A 16,532-nucleotide genomic window follows, 5' to 3' on the forward strand; every position below is an offset into this window, starting at 1 on the left:
GAATGATCTCAACCGTCGAAGCCCATGACACGCCGCTTTCGCGGGTCGCCTCCGATCATCTACCGCTTATAGGATTCGTTCGCCTATGATGTAGCTGCCCAGCCCCATGGATGGAGATCGGTTCAAAGGGAAGCTCTAGTCTAGACTAGTCTAAGTCCAGTCTAGACTAGTCTAGGGTCAGGACTCACTGATCAGAGCCACAAGATGACTGCAGGTGCGATGCAGATTGCCGAGAAGAATGTGTGGGCGCATCGGTCGTAGCGCGTCGCGATGCGTTGCCAACCCTTGAGCTTGGCGAAGAGATTCTCGACCTTGTGCCGCTGGCGGTAGAGGAGCTTGTAGTAGGCGAAGGGCGTCCTGCGGCTCTTCGAGGACGGGATGCACGGCTCGCCCTTGTGGACCCATCCGATCACAGCCCGCGTCCTTCACCGAGCGCGCCCTCATCTATTTGGCCGATGCGCTGGTCGTCAGTCCCTTTCCTGGCGCATTTTGGCTTCGACAGCCTGCGAGAACTGGCCGACATGGAAAGCCCGAGGGCGCCGGCCTGCTCAACAAAGCAAACCTGTTCCCGGCGCGTGTGGTGCGATCAGCGACGGCGACCCCGCCTTCCCGGATGATCTCGAAGCAGCAAGCGGTCTGTTCGCCGACGACTGATCGGAAACGGCGGCTGGTGGCGAGCAACACCAAAAACCAGCGATCGCTCATTTCTCTTGGCAAGGGCAATCATCGACGCCGTGAATCGCTCAGGTCCTAACGATTCAGCCAATGAATTGGACGTCAGCGCCGGATGTCGGTGACAATCGGGCATGGTCGAGCCCAAGCTCCAAATCGTTCTCCAGCGGCGCGATTGCACCTGCAATGTCGCGCGGTTCTACGTGCTCACAATCGAGCCGTCGCTGTTCGGCGATGCTGTGCTTGTTCGCGCCTGGGGGCGGATCGGCTCATTCGGCCGACAGCGTCTTGTTCTTTATGAGTCGGCCGGTGAACCCGGCGAGGCGCTCGAGGCCTGGCTGGCACGCAAGATACGACGCGGTTATGCGCCGGTGGTTTCCAACGTCAAATTTCTGCCGGAGGGTCCATAGTCACACGGATAACCCGTGGAGAGAGCGGCGCTGGAAAGTGTGCCCGACGTCCTCCTGCGGAAGAGGAAGGAGACTACTCCGTGGCTATCTCGTCCGGCCACATCTGAGCGCCATGCAGGACGCGAAGCATGCGAACCGTGCCGGCCGTCACGACGTAAGCGGCGATATAGGGCGTACGAGAAACAACGAGTTCGCGCGTGCCGGCGATCCGGCCCGGTCGCCCGCTTTCCGGAAAGTCTATTAGACGGCGAGCCGCAAGGACGATCTGCTGGTCGACATGAACGGCCGCTCTCGGATTTTCGGCCTCGATATGCGTGAAGATGTCCTCACGATCGGAGAGCGCAAACCGCGCCCAGACAAGCCTCAAAGCTCGCCCGCCTCGGCCTTGCGAAGCGCTGCCGCTCGCCGTCCAGCAAAATGAGCCTCGGCGTCAGCGTCATCGACGTCAGGCCGGGTATCCTCAAGGGACTGCAGAACTTTCGCGCGGAACCAGGCATCATGGGCGGTGCTGTTGCTGACAAGCTCGAGCGGCAACGCGCCCTCGTTCGCTGTGCGGGTTAAGAGGATACGGACGGCATCCGATACCGTCAGCCCCATGTTTTCCAAAACCGCCGTGGCGCGTTCCTTCACTTCGGCGTCAATTCGGGTCTGGACCAGTGCGTTCGATGCCATGGCAATCTCCTTCGCTGATGGTAAGTGTAATGCATCTGCATGACAATTGCCATATCTCACAAGCCGCATAGCCGATCGATTTGCCGTTCCCGCCTTGGCGGAGGGCTGAAAGACGAGGTGGTAATGGTACTTGCAAGCGAAGCGGAACACGCATTTTCACCCGCCGTGGCTTGGACTGGACGGCGAATACCGCGACCTGGCCGCCTCGTCGAAGTCGCTCGATGCGGACAGCGCCATCATCGACGGTGAGATCATCGTGCTCAATGATGCCGGCCTGTCGGATTTCGCGGCTTTGCGCAATGCCATCACGCGGCGCCAGCACGACCTCTATTTCGTCGCCTTCGATCTGCTGGACATAAACGGCCACGACCTGCGCGACATGGCGCTGCAAGGGGCCAGAACAAGATCTGTTCCAACGGACACGATAAGAGGAACATTCGGTGAACAAATACGCTCAATGGACGTAATCAATCTCAGGTTAGGTTTTCAGCCCTGCAACAGGCAGAGGAGCAGGTCCAAGCAACAAGCTGCAGACGCCGCCGGCCATAGGGATAACGATCTCTTTTGCCCTATGGCGTCGTCTGCTGCTCTCGAGGGGATGGTACGCCGACTCGGATGCGTTGCGAAAACTCCGCTGACAAGCCAGCCTCGAGCGCACGCTTTTCGATGTGGGTGAACGCGCCAGTCGAGCGTGATCATGTCGCCGACGGCTCGTATCATCTTGATGGCCTCGGTGTTGGGCATTCGTCAATTCCTGATCTGCCACGCAGGCAACGCACAGCCCGCGCCTCTTTTCCACCCTTGCCCGTATGTAGCGAACGGGCGTTGATCTGCGTCAAAAGGCGTGGTGATGGCCTCAGTCGGCTCAGCCGCGCAGTGTCGGCACCCGCGTGACCCCGACGACTGGTGTGGGCGCTGTGACGCATGCCTACCAGGGGGGCAATTTATGTGAACGGAACGTCGCCACAGGCATTCACCGGGGCGGTTCCGTGCTGAACGCGAAGAACCTGCGCGCAGGCGATGCCGCTGTGCCCTGCCAATCGGCAGCTTCGCCCATTCCAGAATGCGCTTGACACTGGCCACGGCACGCAAAAACCCGTCGAATGCATGCGCCGACCAACCGAGAACAACTCCTCGCCCGGACAGGCGGTCTACGAGCCCTTCTGCGGATCTGGCACCACCATCATCGCTGCCGAGATGAGCGGCCGCTGCTGTCGCGCGATCGAACTGAACGCAGCCTATGTCGATGTCGCGGTGCTGCGCTGGCAGGCGTTTACCGGCCAGGCAGCAGTGCTGGAGGGCGACGAACGGACCTTCTCCGAGATCGCGACGGCAAGAGCTGGAGGAGTGGCATGACCAGGATGGAGCTTGCCCGGGTTTGGCCGCCGACTCGCGATGCTGCCGGCCTCGCCGGTCATAAGACGATGAGCCCGGTCGAGGCGATCCGACGAAAGTGCCTGGACTGCTCAGGCCAGCAATTGACCGAGGTGAAGCTCTGCGAGGCCGTGACCTGTCCCCTTTGGCCGTTCAGATCCGGCCGCCATCCCTATACCAGAAAATGCCTCCTAGAGGCCAATTCTGAGCACCGCTCCTCCACCGACACGCCGCTGGCCCAAAATCGCCCGTCGTCGGGACTTGGCCTCCTGGAGCATGATTTCCGGGAAGGCGAGGCCAAGGCAGGCCAGGCGGCGAGTGTGGCATCTGGCGAGGCTGATGGCCCGCCCCAGCCATCGCCCGATGCTTTTCATCGCCGTCAGGTAGAGGCGCTGGCAGGCTATGGTGTTCCGGAGGCGGATATTGCCGGCATGGTCGGTATCGATGCGAAGACGCTGCGCAAACACTATAAACACGAACTGGCGTTTGGCCACACCAAGGCCAATGCCAAGGTGGCGGAGAACCTCTTCCGCAAGGCAACGGGCGAAGGTCGTGAATCGGTCATCGCCGCGATCTTCTGGCTCAAGGCACGCGGCCGCTGGAAGGAGACCTCGGTCAACGAGCACATGAGATCCGCCGCATCATCCTTCGCGCCCCAGATCCTGTAAGCCTGGGCAAGACTCCTGCCGGCTCACCACCAGCAAACCTTCCCGTCACCCTCTGGGACGCGGACCGAGCCAAATGAGCCCCGAGATCGAAGCTCCTCTGAGCTCCAGGGTGGAGGCGCTGGCCGGCTTCGGGCTTAGCACGGCCGACATCGCCTGCGTGCTCGCCACAAACGAGCAGGACCTCAAGGCGACCTACGCACATGAGCTCGAGAGCGGCGCCATCAAGGCCAACGCACGGGTCGCCGAAAGCCTCTACCGCAAGGCGACCGGTGAAGGTCGGGAGGCCGTCACTGCAGCAACCTTCTGGCTGAAGACCAGGGCGCGCTGGAAGGAGACCTCCATCCATGAGCTAGAGGGAAAACTGGACACATCAGTGACCTTCGTGACCAGATATGAAGCTCCTGTAGGGCGGCATTGCCGACAGTAGCACTCTGTCATTCCGACTGTCGTTTTGATTTCGAAGTTCGACCCAAGCCCGAAATCAAAATCAACCGAACTTCGAATCACGACATTAGCGCTGGTCCAGCTTCTTCGCAGTCTCCCGTTGCTTCGATTCGATCTCGTCCAGCACTGCTTCTGGCGCAATGTCCATCTTAATCTCGCCGACTTCTATATCGCTTACGGCTGGTTTTACATTCAACCGATCCGCTATCGAATCGACAAGTTCAATAAGCTTTGTGAGTTCGTGCTCCGTCAGCAGGCTCACCTGAAGGTCCAGGTCCGCCCGCTCGTCTGCGGCAGCTGACATCCGGTTTTGGCTGATCAGTACAAAGGTCGAGAGGAATATGGCCTCGACGGAAGCTACCATAGCCAATATCACGAATGTCGGATCAAATGGCGAAGCGATCGGTATCCAGCCCAAGTTCGAGACGATCCAGCCGCCATACACGGCCAAGTGAAGGTACACGAAACGCATACTGCCCGTAAAAGAAGTAATCGCCTCAGCGATTTTCTCTTCCAAAGTTGCCTCGCTTGCTTCCTTCGCCCGGCGCTCCTCAATCGCTTGGATATTGCGTTTCAGTGCTTGGCTGAGTTCAGTCGGAGGGGGCGGAGGCAACGTTGGAGAATCCATGGAACACCCGTTGGATAGCTATCGGTCCTGCCACTCTGGGCAACGTACAAAATCATGGGTATTCGACTTTGTTCCCGACTAGAGCCGTCGAATCGTTGGCTCCCCTATTTACCCAGGCGATTTCGGGGGTCTTAGACGCTGGGCGGCGCCAGAGCCTTCCCGCTGAGGAAGGGCGGGGCGATCCGGCCGCTGAGCGTCTTTCGTTATGGTCGGGGGCCCGGGTTGATGCCGCAACGCAAAACCAAAATGTCACTTCAAGGTATTGAGATAACTTGCCTATTTAGTCTCCGTGAGCAAACTGCAAACGGTGGTTTGCAGTTTGAAAACCCCGGAAACAGCAGCATGACGAGCGCGGTCGCCTACGATCGAGTCTCCACACAGCGGCAAGGACGCTCGGGCTTGGGCATCGAGGCCAGCGTGCCGCGGTCGCCCGCTTTGCCGAGGCCGAGGGGATGATCATCCTCCAGGAGTTCACCGAGATCGAAACCGGAAAAGGGCGCGGATGCTCTTGATCGACGGCCGCAATTGAATGCCGCCCTCGCCCTTGCCCGCCAGACAAAATGCCCTGGTGGTCGTGGCCAAGCTCGATCGCCTCTCTCGTGATGTCGCCTTCATTGCCGGACTGATGGTCCAGCGCGTTCCGTTCATCGTCGCCCAACTCGGCGCTGACGCCGACCCGTTTATGCTGCACCTTTACGCCGCTTTGGCAGAGAAGGAGCGGCGATTGATCTCGGAGCGCACCAAAGCCGCCCTCGCCTCACGCAGGACGAGCATTAAGCTCGGCAATCCGACCAACACCGCCGAAGCTGCGGCGAAGGGTCGGAAGATGTCGATCGAAGAAGCCGACCGGTTTGCCCAGACCGTGCTGCCAATCATCGCTTCCATTCAGCGGTCGGGCATCACCAGCCTACGTGGACTGGCAATCGCTCTAAACAACCGCGGCGTTCGAACAGCGCGCAACGGCCAGTGGCAAGTTTCGAATGTACGCAACATTTTGGCGCGGCAAATTTCTGCGAACTTGCTTTTATAGGCGGGAAATTCACTTACCTGCCCCTGTAGCCCCTTGGCCGAGGGCATTGACCGGCTCTCGGAATGCGAGGGCGACCACGTCATCTGGCAAGGGCAAATGCGTGGCGTCGACCACACCTCGACCGTGTCGGCAATCCAGCCCGTCTCCTGCAGCGGCGACGAGGATATCGTCATCCTGGAACGTCTGCGCCACGCCAGCAATCTTCGAAAATCATTGGATAGCCACGCCATCTTCGATGCCTTGTTCCCTCCGGAAATATCTGCCTTGGCGGGCGGCCCTCCAGTGAACTTGTCAGACAACGTGTTTTCACTCTTGCCGAAGCTCAGGCTCGCAGCGCGTCTGCTTCTGGGCGACGTGGGCGCTTCCGACCGGCTGGTCGAGCGAACGCTGGAGCGAGCCATCGGCGAGATCGACAGAAGGCGGGCCGGCGTGTCGACCGAAGATTGGCTGAACGGCATCATGCGAAGTGTCGCCAGGTCGAGCGGAACGAGCCTGTTGCACTGAGGCTGCGACCGTTCGGCCGTCGAAGCGGCTCACCTGTGAGTTGTTCCATTGGGTCTTGAATATTTGGAACGGCTGCCTCACGAAACGAAGTGAGCTAGAGTGGAATTCTCTATTAAAAGTGAGACGATCTCAGCGCTACCCGAAACCGCTGACATAGGAGCCTTGTCAGCCTCTCTGGTTGCGGTTGATGAACTTGTTGAATCGGCTGGTTTTACCGCCGCCCATTTCCTCCTGGTAAAGGAAGGCCAGGTCGTTTTCATCGAAAATCCGGAAAAACGCATCCCATTCGATGGCTTCGAGGTTCTCCTCGGGCTCGCCAAAATCGATCCGCAAGATGCCGCCCTCGCCCTTAGTTCGTACAACCGCAGGTCGGCCACCGCGATCTTCGGCCCATTGGCGGATCTCGTCACGATTGGTGGTTGTCTTCGCTTCAGACATTGGAATCTCCTTCCCAGGTTTCGTAGGCGCGTAATCCTCATGATCAGGTCTGCTTGCATGTATGCGGAACCGTTTCCATGACACCACAGGCACATCCGCATCTTTCGCCCACAGGCCGGACGAGCGCCTAACCCCAAAGGCGCTGCAATGTTCCAGCGCAGGCCTAAGGCCTGTTCGCGATGCGTTCACCTCGGTTTGAGGGACCCCCAACCATCTTTGTTGAAGGAGAAGGGAACAAACCTTTTGCCAAACAGTTCGGGGCGCCAAGGCCAACTGCGTAAGGAGTTGTCGTGGAACGCATACTGGTTACAGGAGGGTGCGGTTTCATCGGCCGCCACGTCGTCCAGGAACTCGTTGAACATGGTTATGCCGTCTGCATTCTCGATGCGCTGCTGGAACAGGTGCACGGCAGCGAGGCGATCAGCCTGTCGGCAGGAGCCGACCTGATCAAAGGCGACGTTCGCGATCGCGACGCCGTCGCCGAGGCGCTCCAGGGCGTCGACGCCACCATCCATCTCGCCGCCGAGGTCGGCGTCGGCCAGTCCATGTACGAGATCGCCCGCTATGTCGGCGCGAACGACCTCGGCACCGCCACCCTGCTCGAGGCACTGATCAAACATCCGGTCGAGCGGATCGTCGTCGCTTCGTCGATGAGCGTCTACGGCGAGGGTCTCTATGCCACGCCCGGCGGCCGGCGTGTCGACAATGCACGGCGGCAGGCCAACGACGTCAAGAGCGGCCAATGGAATCCGCTGTCGGCGGCGGATGAAAGCCTGTCGCCGCTGCCGACAGACGAGGAAAAGCCGGTCGACCTCGCCTCGATCTATGCGCTGACGAAATATGCCCAGGAGCGCGCCGTGCTGATCTTCGGCGATGCCTATGGCGTCGACGCGGTGGCGCTGCGCCTGTTCAACGTCTTCGGCGCCGGACAGGCGCTGTCAAACCCGTACACCGGCGTTCTGGCGAATTTCGCTTCCCGCCTCGCCAATGGACAGCGGCCGATGATTTTCGAAGATGGCGAGCAGAAACGCGACTTTGTGCATGTGCGCGACGTCGCCCGCGCCTTCCGCCTGGCGCTGGAACAACGCCAGGCGCGCGGCCACGTCATCAACATCGGCAGCGGACGAGCCTACGCGATCAGCGAGGTCGCCCGGCTGCTCGCCGACGCTATGGGCGTGCCGGACCATCGGCCTGATATCCTCGGCAAGGCGCGCGCCGGCGATATCCGCAATTGCTTCGCCGACATCTCGAAGGCGCGCGAACTGCTCGGTTTCGAGCCGCAACACCGGCTGGAGGATTCACTCGACGAGTTCGTCGCATGGGTGCGCAACACGGTCGCCATCGACCGCGGCGCCGACATGAAACGGGAACTCGAAGAGCGAGGACTGGTATCATGAGGCCGGACGGTTTTCGTGAAGCGTCGGTTGCCATCATCGGCGGCAGCGGCTTCATCGGCTCGAACCTGGCCGACAGCCTGTTGTCGGATGGGGTGCCGGTGCTGGTCATCGACAATCTCAGCCGCCCGGGCGTCGATCAGAACCTGGCCTGGCTGGCGCAGAAGCACGGCAATCAACTTGCCGTGGAAACCGTGGATGTCCGGGACGAAGGCGTGCTGGCGCCGCTTTTGGCGCATGCCAAGGCGATATTCCATCTCGCCGCGCAGACCGCCGTCACCACAAGCCTCGTCCAGCCAAGCGAAGATTTCGACATCAATCTTCGCGGAACCTTCAACGTCCTGGAAGCGGCTCGCCGCAGCGGCCGACGCATTCCCGTCATCTTCGCCAGCACGAACAAGGTCTATGGCGGCCTGCCCGACGTTACAGTGCGCGAAGAGGACGATCGGTGCGTGCCGTGCGATACCGGCATCGGCGCCAACGGCATAGACGAGACCTGCGGTCTGGATTTCTGCACGCCCTATGGCTGCTCCAAAGGCGCCGCCGACCAATATGTGCTCGATTATGCCAAGTCGTACGATCTGCCGACCGCGGTCCTGCGCATGAGCTGCATCTACGGGCCGCGCCAGTTCGGCACGGAGGACCAGGGCTGGGTCGCCCATTTTCTGCTCAGCGCGCTTTCCGGCCGGCCGATCACGATCTACGGCAACGGCAAGCAGGTGCGCGATATCCTTCATGTCTCCGACGCCGTTGCGGCCTATCGCGGGGTACTTGCCAGGATCGACGACATCCGGGGCCAAGCATTCAATCTCGGTGGCGGACCGGGCAACGCGGTCAGCCTGCGCATGCTGCTCAAGGAGATCGGCGAGCTGACCGGGCGAAACCTCTCGATCCGCTACGACCGGGAACGCACCGGCGACCAACCTTTCTTTGTCGCCGACACCCGCAAGATAGAAGCAACGCTCGGCTGGAAAGCGCATGTCTGCTGGCGCGACGGCGTCCGCGACCTCGCCGACTGGCTGCAGCGTCACCGCCTCGAGCCTGAACCAGCGAGGAACGTGGCATGAAAGTCGCCCTGGTCAATCCGTTCTGGACTTACGAGGACAGCATCTATTTCGGCTGTCGCCAGCCACATCTGCCGCTGGAACTGGGCTACTCGAAAGCCTTGCTGGAGGCCGACGGCCATCAGGTACTGATGCTGGACGGGCAAATCCAGAAGCTGGACAACGCAGCACTTGCCGATCACGTCGCCGCCTTCGCACCAGCCATGACCGTCGTCAGCACGGCGCCGACCTATTTGTTCTGGCGCTGCGCGCCGCCCGAGCTGCGTGTGCCTGCCGACTTCCTCAACCGCCTCGCCGGGCGCGGCGGCCGCACAGTGGCTGTCGGGCCGCACGGCTCGGCGACGCCGGCGCCGACGCTGCGCAAGCTGGGCGTCGATGTCGTCGTGCGTGGCGAATGCGAAGAGGTCGTCGCCGAACTCGCCCGCCGTGACGATTGGAGCGCCGTGCCCCACACCGCTCATCTCGACCAGGAAACACTTGTCGGCAGTGGCGGCGTTCACGCCAGTTCGTTTGTCGATCATCCGCCGCTCAACTGGCCGTCCGATTGGATTGCCGCGCATCCGCACCATCACCACCGGTTCGACGACGATCAAGTGGGTTTCGGAGCGGAGGTCGAGGCGTCTCGCGGCTGCCCCTACAATTGCAGCTTTTGCGCCAAGATCGATTTCCGCGATGCCTACCGCCGCAGGAACCACGATGCGATCATCGCGGAAATCGATCGGCTCATCGGGCAAGGCGTCGGCTACATCTATTTTATCGACGAGATCTTCCTGCCGCAGAAGGCGCTGCTGGAGGCACTGGTCGACCGCGACGTCAAGTTCGGAGTGCAGACCCGCATCGATCTTTGGAAACCTGAGCTCTTGGAACTGCTGGGTGCCGCCGGCTGCGTTTCGATCGAAGCCGGCCTTGAAAGCCTGACGGTGGAAGGCCGGGCCATGCTGGCAAAGCGCTGCCGGCTGGGCACCGAGGAACTGGCCGCTTTGCTGGTCAATGCACGACGTCACGTCCCCTTCGTCCAGGCCAATCTGATCGGCGTAGTCGAGGACGATCCGGCTCTGGTCGATCATTGGCGCAAGCACCTCATTGATCGCGGCGTGTGGGCCAACGAGCCGGTGCCGCTCTATCCCTACCCCAGTTCGCCCAGCTATCGCGAGCTTTGGGGCGAGCCCGACGATCTCGCCTGGGAGCGCGCCCACGAGCATTACTTGGCCTCGTTCCGGACGTTCAGCGACATCCAGGAGAAGCGCCCGCGAGCGCTGGCCGAGTTGGAGGCGACATGTTGCAGACACTGATCCGTCGCCCGCGGCGAGTCCTGATGACCGTCGATGCCGTCGGCGGCGTCTGGCGCTACGCGCTCGATCTGGCGCGGGAGTTGGCTCATGGCGGCGACAGCATCGTGCTCGCCGGGCTAGGCCCGGTCCCGTCCGAGGAGCAGGCGAAGGAGGCACAGGCTTTCGCGGCCTTGACGTGGCTCAAGACACCGCCGGACTGGATGACCCGCAACGAGAGCGATCTGGAAATGTTGCCGCAGGAACTGCGCGCGCTCGTTGGCGATCACGCGATCGACCTCGTCCATCTCAATGCGCCGACGCAGGCCGTGGGACTTGATCTGCCCTGCCCGGTCGTGACGGTCTCGCACTCATGCGTCGTGACCTGGCTCCACGCCGTCAGGGGACAGGCTGTGGACGGCGAATGGGCGTGGCAGAAGGACCGCAACAGACGCGGTTTCGATTGGGCCAATGCGGTAGTCGCGCCCAGCCGCAGCCATGCCGACATGCTCGAGGCCTGCTACGGGCCGATCGCCCGGCTGAGCGTTGTCAGCAACGGCACACGGCCGGGTCCAAAATCAGAGAGGCGGGAACCAGTGGTTGTCGCCGCCGCGCGCTGGTGGGACGAAGGAAAGAACGCAGCCACCCTGGACAAGGCAGCAGCGCTGACGAAATGGCCCGTCTTTGCTGCCGGGCCGCTCGAGGCCGCCGATGGCCAACGCGCCAGTTTCAGCAACGCCGTTCCTCTGGGCTCTGTCTGCCACGATGAGGTGCGTCGGTTGATGGCGCGGGCCGGCATCTTCGTATCGCCGTCCGTCTATGAACCCTTTGGCCTTGCCGCACTGGAGGCAGCGACGTCCGCAACACCCCTGGTGCTTGCCGACATCCCGACCTATCGCGAATTGTGGAATGGCGCGGCTATTTTCTACGACGCCCATGATCCACGCGATCTCGCCAGATGTGTCGATTGTCTCTCCGACGACGCCCAACATAGGCGCCGGCTCGGCGAAGCCGCCGCACGCCGAGCGCGCAAGTTTTCACCGGCAGGGCAAGCGGCGGCCATGCACGACATCTACGATCGGGCCGCCCTGGCCGTTGCGGAACGCTGACAATGCGGTTCCTGTTCTATAGCCATTCGGTCGTCTCCGACTGGAATCACGGCAACGCACATTTCCTGCGCGGCATCATGCGGGAGCTTGTTGCACGCGGGCACCAGGCGATCGCGCTGGAACCAGCAGACGGCTGGAGCCGTTCGAACCTGCTGGCAGAGAAAGGGCCCTACGCGGTCGAGCGCTTCAGAAAGGATTTTCCGGAGCTGATGCCGGTGACCTACGATGCCTCCTTCGATCATGAAGGCTGGATTGCAGACGCCGATGTGGTGATCGTCCACGAATGGACTGACCCCGGCCTTGTCGAGCGCATCGGCAGGGCCAGGGCGAATGGAGGCGGCTTTACGCTTCTGTTCCATGACACCCACCATCGCGCCGTCTCGGCGACGCAGGCGATCTCGGCTCTGCGGCTGGAGTATTATGACGGCGTGCTCGCCTTCGGCGAGGCGTTGCGGGAAAGCTATCTTCGCGCCGGCTGGGGCAAACGTGCTTTCACCTGGCACGAGGCGGCGGATGAGCGCCTGTTCAAGCCGCACCCGGAGATCGACCCTACAGCAGACCTGATCTGGATCGGCAACTGGGGTGATGACGAGCGCAGTGCCGAAATCAAGGAATTCCTGATCAATCCAGTGGAAGAACTGGCCCTGGCTGGCACTGTTCATGGCGTGCGCTATCCACGCGAAGCGCTCGCCGATCTTGCTGCCGCCGGCCTGGGTTACGAAGGCTGGATTGCCAATGCCGATGTGCCCAAGGCATTCGCGGCCCACCGCGTTACCGTCCACATCCCGCGGCGCCCGTATCGGGAGAACCTACCCGGCATCCCGACGATCCGCATGTTCGAGGCGCTCGCCTGTGGCATCCCGCTCGTGTCGGCGCCTTGGGCCGATGTCGAACAACTCTTCAGGCCAGGCATCGACTTTCTTTTCGCGCGCGACGGATCCGAGATGTGCCGTCATCTTGGCGACGTGCTGGACGATGCTGACCTGGCCGCCTCGCTGGTGAAATCCGGCCTCGAAACCATCCGGACGCGACACACTTGCCGGCACCGGGCCGACGAGTTGTTCGACGTGCTCGCCGAATGCGGCAACCGCCAAGCCATCGATCGCATCGCCATAGAGGAGACAGTCGCATGAAGATTGCATTTTATGGATCGAGCCTGCTGTCGTCCTATTGGAACGGCGCGGCGACCTATTACCGCGGATTGCTCAAGGCTCTTTCTCAGCTCGGCTACGAGATCACTTTCTATGAACCGGACGTCTACGACAGGCAGAAGAACCGCGATATCGAGGCACCAGACTGGTGCAACGTCGTCATCTACGAGGCGACCCCGCATGCGTTGATGCAGGTGGCAGCAAGCGCAGGCGAAGCCGACATCGTCGTCAAGGCGAGCGGAGTAGGCTTCGAAGACGAGGCGCTGCTACGCGCGGTGCTCGACCACGCCCGTACGGATGCGCTGACAGTGTTCTGGGATGTCGACGCACCGGCCACTCTGGGCCAATTGCGCGACGAGCCGGATCACCCCCTGCACCGCGCGTTGCGGGAGATCGACCTTGTCCTCACCTATGGCGGCGGCGATCCGGTCGTCTGGGCCTATCGTGCGCTGGGGGCTGCCGAATGCGTGCCGATCTACAATGCGCTCGATCCCGAAACGCACCATCCGGTCGCGAAGGATAAGCGTTTCGCCTGCGATCTTGCCTTTCTCGGCAACCGCCTGCCGGACCGTGAAGCACGCGTCGAAGCTTTCTTCCTTGATCCGGCCAGCCGTTCGGGCGATCAGCGTTTCCTGCTCGGCGGATCGGGTTGGGGTGACAAGCAGCTACCGGCAAATGTCGCATGGCTCGGCCACGTCGGGACGCGGGACCACAATGCGTTCAATGTCACCCCCAAGGCGGTGCTGAACATCAGCCGCGACAGCATGGCCGCCAACGGCTTTTCGCCTGCCACGCGCGTCTTCGAGGCTGCCGGTGCCGGCGCATGCCTCATCACCGACGCCTGGCTCGGCGTCGAATTGTTCCTGGCCCCCGGGGAAGAGATCCTGGTGGCGCGCGATGGCAACGATGTCGCCGAAATCATGCGCACCCTCACACCCCAGCGGGCAAGGGCGATCGGCGCATCTGCGCTTCGGCGTGTTCTCGCCGAGCATACCTACGCGTTAAGGGCCGCTGTGGCCGACGCTGTCTTCAGGCGTCATTTCGAGCGCCCCACCGTGGAGGCAGCCGAATGACCAAGCGGCTGGATATCGTCTTTCTTGGCCTGTCTTTGTCCTCTTCATGGGGAAACGGCCACGCCACGACCTTTCGTGGGTTGCTCAAGGGCCTGCACCAGCTCGGCCATCGCATCACCTTCCTGGAGCGCGACGTGCCATGGTACGCGAACCATCGCGATCTGCGTAACCCGGATTTCTGCACGTTGCGCTACTACGAAACGACGAAGGATCTTCGTCGGACCTATGCCGGCTGCCTGCAGCAGGCCGATGTCGTGGTGGTTGGGTCGTTCGTTCCGGAGGGGCGAGCCGTCATCGACATCGTCGCCTCCCTGTGCACGGGCCAGTTCTGCTTCTACGACATCGACACGCCGGTCACGCTGGCAAAGCTCGCCGCGGATGATTGCGACTACCTATGCCGACGGCAGATTCCGTATTTCGACGTCTATTTCTCATTCACCGGCGGGCCAACGCTCGCCCGTTTGGCGGCGGATTTTGGTGCACGGCGCGCCGAGCCGCTCTACTGCTCCGTCGACCCCGAGCGGCATCGCCGGACGGCCGATCCGATCTGCTGGGACCTTGGCTACCTCGGCACCTACAGCTCGGACCGGCAGGCGACACTGGATGCTCTCCTGCTTGAACCGGCAAGACGCATGCCGGACCGTCGCTTCGTCGTGGCCGGCTCGCAATTCCCGTCCGAGACCGTCTGGCCAGGCAATGTCGATCGCATCGAGCACTTGCCGCCGGCGGACCACGCCTCGTTCTACAGCCGCCAGCGCTATACGTTGAACGTCACGCGCAGCTCCATGATAGCGGCTGGGTGGTCTCCCAGCGTACGCCTCTTCGAGGCGGCTGCCTGTGGCACGGCAATCATCAGCGATCGCTGGACCGGTCTGGACAGCTTCTTTCCGACGACCACGATCAACACGGCCGGCCATGCCGAAGACGTGATCGATATCCTGTCCAGCCAATCCGACCGCGTCAGGCTGGCTATGGCCAAGCGAGCGCGTGCAACGATCCTGGCGGCACATACCAGCGCCGCGAGAGCCCGCGAATTGGTTTCGCTGCTGGCGCGGCCAAGATCGGCACGTCCAGCTCTCGATCTGGGCATCGAAAGTGCAGCATGACTGGCAGACAGGAGAAAATAGAGATGCGGCGATCAAGAAGGACGCAACGGACCAAGACGGCGCTCGTCGCCGGCGGCGCGGGTTTCCTCGGTTCGCATCTTTGCGAAACGCTGCCTCAGACTGGGTACCGGGTGATCTGTGTCGACAATTTTCTTACCGGTCGGATGGAAAACATCGTCTCGATGATGGACCGTCCTCGTTTCCGGCTGATCGAGCAGGATATTTGTCGACCTTTGGACCTTGCTGAGCCGGTCGACCGCATTTTCAACCTGGCGTGCGCCGCATCGCCGCCGCGCTACCAGGCTGATCCGATCCACACCACGCGAACCTGCGTGATCGGAACCCTCAATCTGCTTGAGCTCGCCGCCCGAAACAATGCGCGCTTCCTGCAGGCATCGACAAGCGAAGTGTATGGCGACCCGGAACAGCACCCGCAAAGGGAAGACTATGCCGGTCACGTGAACTGCACCGGTCCTCGTGCCTGCTATGACGAGGGCAAGCGAACCGCCGAAACCTCGTGCTTCGACTATTTGAGGACCGAAATGGCCGAGATCCGGGTCGCGCGCATCTTCAACACCTATGGGCCGAGGATGGATCCCGCCGACGGCCGGATCGTCTCGAACCTGGTGATGCAGGCGCTCGAAAAGAGGCCACTGACGATTTTCGGCGACGGGCTGCAGACCAGGTCGTTCTGCTACGTCTCCGATACTGGTCGACGGTCTGGTCCGCCTCATGGATGTCGATCCCAATCCGCGCCAACCGGTCAATTTGGGCAATCCTGGGGAATTCACCGTTCTTCAACTGGCCGGATTGGTGAGAGATTTGACACATAGCAACTCGGTCTTCAAATTCCTCCCACTGCCGCAAGACGACCCTCGCCGGCGGCAACCGGACATTTCCCGTGCAAAAGCCCTTCTCGACTGGTCGCCAAAGGTGCCGCTCAAGCAAGGCCTGATGCGGACGATCAGCTATTTTACGGAGATCGAGGCCAGCCGTGACGAGGACCGAATTTCCCCAATTGCGACAAGCGTGAGGTCCGCTTCAGGCCGACTGCAAAACCTGCCGGCCTGAAGTCGGGGATCGCTGCGCCCTCGGCATGGTCGTGGTGAGGTCCGTGACCGTCCCGACAGGCGCTTTCACTTTTTTTCATTGTGGGAACATCCGGTCGAGCTCGCCGTTGGGCGTGGATATCGGCATGGAGAACGGGCCCGTGCATCGAAAAAGATCCGCCAAGGACATCGAGCAAATGGCCGAACGGGAAACGGCTGCCTTTCTGAGACGCGCCTCGATCACCTACCTCGAATGCTGTGTGAGCCTGATGATGACGCATCTGGAGCCCGAGGAAGTGGCCACCATCCTGGAAAAAGAAGCGGATATGCTGCGAACGCTCGACTGAGGCTCGCGGCGCTCAGGCGTCGATCGGCCCAGGCAACGCAAAACACAGGGCGCAGCTTTGATCCGAATAGAGGTTCGTGATTTTTCCAGGTCGCAAGGAACATTCCCGGCAGCTGGCAGTTCGGCGCGAGG

Annotated in this window: 18 protein-coding genes and 4 pseudogenes; 17 read left to right on the top strand and 5 right to left on the bottom strand. The window is 61.7% G+C overall.

Annotation, left to right across the window (positions count from 1 at the left end):
- Window positions 1-89, top strand: a pseudogene (locus tag AC0L3L_RS34910) (endonuclease/exonuclease/phosphatase family protein); the annotation flags it as partial.
- 102 nt (window positions 90-191) lie between these two features.
- Here the strand turns inward: AC0L3L_RS34910 and AC0L3L_RS34915 are convergent.
- A pseudogene (locus tag AC0L3L_RS34915) lies at window positions 192-383 on the bottom strand (IS5/IS1182 family transposase); the annotation flags it as partial.
- A 423-nt stretch (window positions 384-806) separates the two neighbouring features.
- Between AC0L3L_RS34915 and AC0L3L_RS34920 the strand changes: the two are divergent.
- Entirely contained in the window at window positions 807-1,082 is a 276-nt protein-coding gene (locus AC0L3L_RS34920) for a WGR domain-containing protein (protein ID WP_473641818.1), read from the top strand.
- 73 nt (window positions 1,083-1,155) lie between these two features.
- Here AC0L3L_RS34920 and AC0L3L_RS34925 read toward each other — a convergent pair whose 3' ends face one another.
- Both AC0L3L_RS34925 and AC0L3L_RS34930 read right to left on the bottom strand, forming a co-directional pair.
- A complete protein-coding gene (locus AC0L3L_RS34925) occupies window positions 1,156-1,449 on the bottom strand; it encodes a type II toxin-antitoxin system RelE/ParE family toxin (protein WP_473641819.1) in 294 nt (97 codons plus the stop codon).
- On the bottom strand, window positions 1,446-1,754 hold the full coding sequence (locus AC0L3L_RS34930) for a type II toxin-antitoxin system RelB/DinJ family antitoxin (protein ID WP_473641821.1): 309 nt from the start codon (window positions 1,752-1,754) through the stop codon (window positions 1,446-1,448). The genes AC0L3L_RS34925 and AC0L3L_RS34930 overlap by 4 nt, the downstream gene beginning before the upstream one ends.
- A gap of 130 nt (window positions 1,755-1,884) precedes the next feature.
- Here AC0L3L_RS34930 and AC0L3L_RS34935 point away from each other — a divergent pair, with 130 nt between their 5' ends.
- The 4 genes and pseudogenes from AC0L3L_RS34935 (at window position 1,885) to AC0L3L_RS34950 (ending at window position 4,223) form a co-directional block, all read left to right on the top strand.
- The gene (locus tag AC0L3L_RS34935) at window positions 1,885-2,430 is read left to right on the top strand and encodes a DNA ligase-like domain-containing protein (RefSeq protein ID WP_473641823.1); all 546 of its coding nucleotides are present in this window, start codon (window positions 1,885-1,887) and stop codon (window positions 2,428-2,430) included.
- A gap of 395 nt (window positions 2,431-2,825) precedes the next feature.
- Window positions 2,826-3,110: pseudogene (locus AC0L3L_RS34940) on the top strand (DNA methyltransferase); the annotation flags it as partial.
- A 68-nt stretch (window positions 3,111-3,178) separates the two neighbouring features.
- Complete coding sequence (locus tag AC0L3L_RS34945; RefSeq protein ID WP_473641825.1) at window positions 3,179-3,796, top strand: hypothetical protein; 618 nt, start codon at window positions 3,179-3,181, stop codon at window positions 3,794-3,796.
- A gap of 73 nt (window positions 3,797-3,869) precedes the next feature.
- Window positions 3,870-4,223 carry a hypothetical protein gene (locus AC0L3L_RS34950; RefSeq protein ID WP_473641827.1) on the top strand — a complete coding sequence of 118 codons (354 nt, stop codon included), beginning with the start codon at window positions 3,870-3,872 and terminating at the stop codon, window positions 4,221-4,223.
- 84 nt (window positions 4,224-4,307) lie between these two features.
- Here the strand turns inward: AC0L3L_RS34950 and AC0L3L_RS34955 are convergent, their stop codons facing one another.
- Window positions 4,308-4,868, bottom strand: coding sequence for a DUF1003 domain-containing protein (locus AC0L3L_RS34955; protein ID WP_473641829.1), 561 nt, complete (start codon window positions 4,866-4,868; stop codon window positions 4,308-4,310).
- A 574-nt stretch (window positions 4,869-5,442) separates the two neighbouring features.
- Between AC0L3L_RS34955 and AC0L3L_RS34960 the strand changes: the two genes are divergently transcribed.
- Together AC0L3L_RS34960 and AC0L3L_RS34965 are read left to right on the top strand one after the other, a co-directional pair.
- Window positions 5,443-5,898 (top strand): recombinase family protein, encoded by a 456-nt coding sequence (locus tag AC0L3L_RS34960; RefSeq protein WP_473641831.1) that lies wholly within the window; start codon window positions 5,443-5,445, stop codon window positions 5,896-5,898.
- A gap of 96 nt (window positions 5,899-5,994) precedes the next feature.
- A complete protein-coding gene (locus AC0L3L_RS34965) occupies window positions 5,995-6,402 on the top strand; it encodes a hypothetical protein (RefSeq protein WP_473641833.1) in 408 nt (135 codons plus the stop codon).
- Window positions 6,403-6,567: 165 nt separating this feature from the next.
- Here AC0L3L_RS34965 and AC0L3L_RS34970 read toward each other — a convergent pair whose 3' ends face one another.
- Window positions 6,568-6,840 carry a hypothetical protein gene (locus AC0L3L_RS34970; RefSeq protein ID WP_473641834.1) on the bottom strand — a complete coding sequence of 91 codons (273 nt, stop codon included), beginning with the start codon at window positions 6,838-6,840 and terminating at the stop codon, window positions 6,568-6,570.
- 290 nt (window positions 6,841-7,130) lie between these two features.
- On the opposite strand from AC0L3L_RS34970, the gene AC0L3L_RS34975 reads away from it, so the two are divergent.
- The 9 genes and pseudogenes from AC0L3L_RS34975 to AC0L3L_RS35015 all read left to right on the top strand — a co-directional run bounded on the left by AC0L3L_RS34975 (window position 7,131) and on the right by AC0L3L_RS35015 (window position 16,401).
- Window positions 7,131-8,237 carry an NAD-dependent epimerase/dehydratase family protein gene (locus tag AC0L3L_RS34975; protein WP_473641836.1) on the top strand — a complete coding sequence of 369 codons (1,107 nt, stop codon included), beginning with the start codon at window positions 7,131-7,133 and terminating at the stop codon, window positions 8,235-8,237.
- Window positions 8,234-9,301 carry an NAD-dependent epimerase/dehydratase family protein gene (locus tag AC0L3L_RS34980; protein ID WP_473641838.1) on the top strand — a complete coding sequence of 356 codons (1,068 nt, stop codon included), beginning with the start codon at window positions 8,234-8,236 and terminating at the stop codon, window positions 9,299-9,301. The genes AC0L3L_RS34975 and AC0L3L_RS34980 overlap by 4 nt, the downstream gene beginning before the upstream one ends.
- On the top strand, window positions 9,298-10,590 hold the full coding sequence (locus AC0L3L_RS34985) for a TIGR04295 family B12-binding domain-containing radical SAM protein (RefSeq protein WP_473641840.1): 1,293 nt from the start codon (window positions 9,298-9,300) through the stop codon (window positions 10,588-10,590). Before AC0L3L_RS34980 ends, AC0L3L_RS34985 begins: the two co-directional genes overlap by 4 nt.
- Before the next feature lie 23 nt (window positions 10,591-10,613).
- On the top strand, window positions 10,614-11,675 hold the full coding sequence (locus AC0L3L_RS34990) for a glycosyltransferase family 4 protein (protein ID WP_473641842.1): 1,062 nt from the start codon (window positions 10,614-10,616) through the stop codon (window positions 11,673-11,675).
- Window positions 11,676-11,677: 2 nt separating this feature from the next.
- On the top strand, window positions 11,678-12,808 hold the full coding sequence (locus AC0L3L_RS34995; RefSeq protein ID WP_473641844.1) for a CgeB family protein: 1,131 nt from the start codon (window positions 11,678-11,680) through the stop codon (window positions 12,806-12,808).
- Window positions 12,805-13,899: a CgeB family protein gene (locus AC0L3L_RS35000; protein WP_254016476.1), complete on the top strand. Its 1,095-nt coding sequence runs from the start codon at window positions 12,805-12,807 to the stop codon at window positions 13,897-13,899. The genes AC0L3L_RS34995 and AC0L3L_RS35000 overlap by 4 nt, the downstream gene beginning before the upstream one ends.
- Window positions 13,896-15,005: a CgeB family protein gene (locus tag AC0L3L_RS35005; protein WP_473641846.1), complete on the top strand. Its 1,110-nt coding sequence runs from the start codon at window positions 13,896-13,898 to the stop codon at window positions 15,003-15,005. The genes AC0L3L_RS35000 and AC0L3L_RS35005 overlap by 4 nt, the downstream gene beginning before the upstream one ends.
- A 23-nt stretch (window positions 15,006-15,028) precedes the next feature.
- Window positions 15,029-16,076: pseudogene (locus tag AC0L3L_RS35010) on the top strand (UDP-glucuronic acid decarboxylase family protein).
- Between the two features lie 112 nt (window positions 16,077-16,188).
- Window positions 16,189-16,401 carry a hypothetical protein gene (locus tag AC0L3L_RS35015; protein ID WP_473623090.1) on the top strand — a complete coding sequence of 71 codons (213 nt, stop codon included), beginning with the start codon at window positions 16,189-16,191 and terminating at the stop codon, window positions 16,399-16,401.
- Window positions 16,402-16,532: the final 131 nt, after the last annotated feature.

The organism is Mesorhizobium sp. WSM4849, assembly GCF_055811385.1.

Coding starts and splice junctions, on each gene's coding strand:
- AC0L3L_RS34920 (WP_473641818.1), top strand. CDS start 807: ATGGTCGAGCCCAAGCTCCAAATCGTTCTCCAGCGGCGCGATTGCACC.
- AC0L3L_RS34930 (WP_473641821.1), bottom strand. CDS start 1,754: ATGGCATCGAACGCACTGGTCCAGACCCGAATTGACGCCGAAGTGAAG.
- AC0L3L_RS34945 (WP_473641825.1), top strand. CDS start 3,179: ATGAGCCCGGTCGAGGCGATCCGACGAAAGTGCCTGGACTGCTCAGGC.
- AC0L3L_RS34950 (WP_473641827.1), top strand. CDS start 3,870: ATGAGCCCCGAGATCGAAGCTCCTCTGAGCTCCAGGGTGGAGGCGCTG.
- AC0L3L_RS34955 (WP_473641829.1), bottom strand. CDS start 4,868: ATGGATTCTCCAACGTTGCCTCCGCCCCCTCCGACTGAACTCAGCCAA.
- AC0L3L_RS34965 (WP_473641833.1), top strand. CDS start 5,995: ATGCGTGGCGTCGACCACACCTCGACCGTGTCGGCAATCCAGCCCGTC.
- AC0L3L_RS34970 (WP_473641834.1), bottom strand. CDS start 6,840: ATGTCTGAAGCGAAGACAACCACCAATCGTGACGAGATCCGCCAATGG.
- AC0L3L_RS34980 (WP_473641838.1), top strand. CDS start 8,234: ATGAGGCCGGACGGTTTTCGTGAAGCGTCGGTTGCCATCATCGGCGGC.
- AC0L3L_RS34985 (WP_473641840.1), top strand. CDS start 9,298: ATGAAAGTCGCCCTGGTCAATCCGTTCTGGACTTACGAGGACAGCATC.
- AC0L3L_RS34990 (WP_473641842.1), top strand. CDS start 10,614: ATGACCGTCGATGCCGTCGGCGGCGTCTGGCGCTACGCGCTCGATCTG.
- AC0L3L_RS34995 (WP_473641844.1), top strand. CDS start 11,678: ATGCGGTTCCTGTTCTATAGCCATTCGGTCGTCTCCGACTGGAATCAC.
- AC0L3L_RS35000 (WP_254016476.1), top strand. CDS start 12,805: ATGAAGATTGCATTTTATGGATCGAGCCTGCTGTCGTCCTATTGGAAC.
- AC0L3L_RS35005 (WP_473641846.1), top strand. CDS start 13,896: ATGACCAAGCGGCTGGATATCGTCTTTCTTGGCCTGTCTTTGTCCTCT.